1 protein-coding gene is annotated in these 2152 nt (G+C 56.8%); it reads left to right on the top strand.

The genetic code is table 11. The features are described from left to right. Positions 1–865 precede the first annotated feature (865 nt). Positions 866–2023: a glycoside hydrolase 64/thaumatin family protein gene (locus G3446_RS26415; RefSeq protein ID WP_164456635.1), complete on the top strand. Its 1158-nt coding sequence runs from the start codon at positions 866–868 to the stop codon at positions 2021–2023. The last annotated feature ends 129 nt before the right edge of the window (positions 2024–2152 follow it).

Below are 2152 nucleotides of genomic sequence, written 5' to 3'. Positions count from 1 at the left end.
TCTGCAGCGCGCAGCCGACTTTGTGCTCGCCTTGGAGGCGCAACGATCCGTGAGTGGGACTTATGGGTAACGATATGGGCTGTAGATAGGTTAGTTCGTTTCGCCGTGCTCCCGCGACGCCCGCCCCCTCTTGAGCTGGTAGGAAACAGTTACTCCAATCTTCCGCCGCGGATACAGTGGGTTACCGCTTCGTAACAGTTACCGACGAATTATAAGACACGACTGTTGGGTCTACGCCTTCATCTGTGCCTTGCAGGTTCATCTCACGCGCGTCGGACCAGAGCATCGTGTGCATCTTTCCAAGGCCTCCCGCGGATCATCGAAGGTCTGTATCTGGTGCGGTTTCGTCAACGCACGACGGCCCGCCCTGCTGCGGCCGACGGCAGTCTGGCCTTGAGGACTGCGACCGAATCCAGGTGTTGCGAGGAGCGTATCGGTGCAGAAGGAAAACTGGCAGGCAGGGTGGCGCCGCTCTCTCACGTATCGCCGGCCGCACAATGTCACCCGTGCCCGCAGTCGCAGCCGTCCGGCGTTTCGCCGCCTGAACCGGTTCCTACAGCAGCGCCTCGTGCGTCACCTCAAACGTCGGGATCCGCGCCTAGTCTAGCGGTTCAAATTGCCGAATCTCGATTCGTAGGGCTTCCCAATGACGGGCGAGGCGCGCGTCGTTATGCGAGCTCAGTCACAGATCGCGGCAAGATCGCCTTGATCCGCGCATGGAATACGAATCCGAGGACTATTCTTGACCAAGAATCGATGATCCGATCTTGTCGGCTTGAGCCGTACAAGCCCTTCCCGTCCATGAAGCAGTCACGCCGAGTCCCAGCATGGCTGCATGGTTTTGCGTTGTTAAAGAGCTCATCAAATGGCTACCAATATCTCCGCCACGCGCAAAACATGTCTCATCCTGGGATCGAGCTTCTTCCTATACGCATCGACAACCTTCTCTGACCCTTCGAGCGAAAACGGATGCGAAGCTGCATTGACCTGGGTCGCGAGTGATTATATTGCCTGCTTGTCCGATGCACATGCCCGCGACCTGACGGACGGGTCAGATGATCCAGGAGCTTACAGGCTCGACGCAGAAGCCTGTGACTACGATTACATCGCTCGCTATTTTGAAGCCGTTACGCAGGCGACCGACGCATGCCCGGGCGCCGAGGCATCATGGGACGGCATCATCAACCATATGAAGCTATTGCAAGACAACTCACGCAATACCGTGGACGAGGTAGCGCTACTGAATACCAAGGCTGCCGCGTCCTCAATGGATGGCAAGATCGTATTTGTCAACAATTGCGACATTGAACTCAAACTGATGTCCCCGGATCTCGGAACGGTCAATGGCAACAGGATAAAACCTGGAAAGTCCGACGCGTTGCCGATCAGCCAGCTTCACACCAATCAGCCAAACGTCATCATGGTTGCTCCGGTGACGACCACAGTCGAATGCGAGCGTATCTCCTGCGAGAACTGGATCGACGTTCAGCCGAATAGCGTCCAACGCGAGCCATCGATGTGGCAAGGCACGGAGAACACGCTATACGCAGCCTACTGCCAACCGACGAACGCCGCAGCAAAACAGTGCTCGCAAGATGCTGAGACGACACCATGCTGTGGGCCGAGCATGGTCTATGACAACACCTTCGGGACACATTTTGAGATCACCCCAAATACCCCAACGGGGAATGACTTCATAAATCTCAGCACAAACTCGAGACCGCCCGATCTCTGTAACGGCTCCAACCCGGACAACTGCGTAGAGCCATCGGCAAATATCTTCTACAACGTGCCAATTCAGATCACGATCAGTGGGAGTAGTTGCGACTGCGGTCCGATTCTGGGTGAGCGCAATCGGTTTGAGTGCTTAGACGTCGATTGCAAGGACGCCTACACGTATCCGACCGACCCCAAGCAATGTGCCTGCACCAGCCATACGAGTAGCAATGTCCGAGCGTATACAGTGACCTATTGTCCAAGCCAGGCCGACCAACTGCCAGAGATCCCAATGCCATGGACTTAAGCCGTCCGGCAGTACGCCGGGTGGAATCCGGGCTTGAGCTTGCCGGGATTGCGGCGTGGAAATTGTCGGTCTGGCCGTACCGCCTCGACGGCATCGGAAAGCGCGAGGACGGCCTGTGTCAGCAGGGTG

Source organism: Thiorhodococcus minor, from assembly GCF_010820565.1.
In the GTDB taxonomy this organism is placed as follows: domain Bacteria; phylum Pseudomonadota; class Gammaproteobacteria; order Chromatiales; family Chromatiaceae; genus Thiorhodococcus; species Thiorhodococcus minor.
This window is presented reverse-complemented; position numbering and strand designations above follow the sequence as displayed.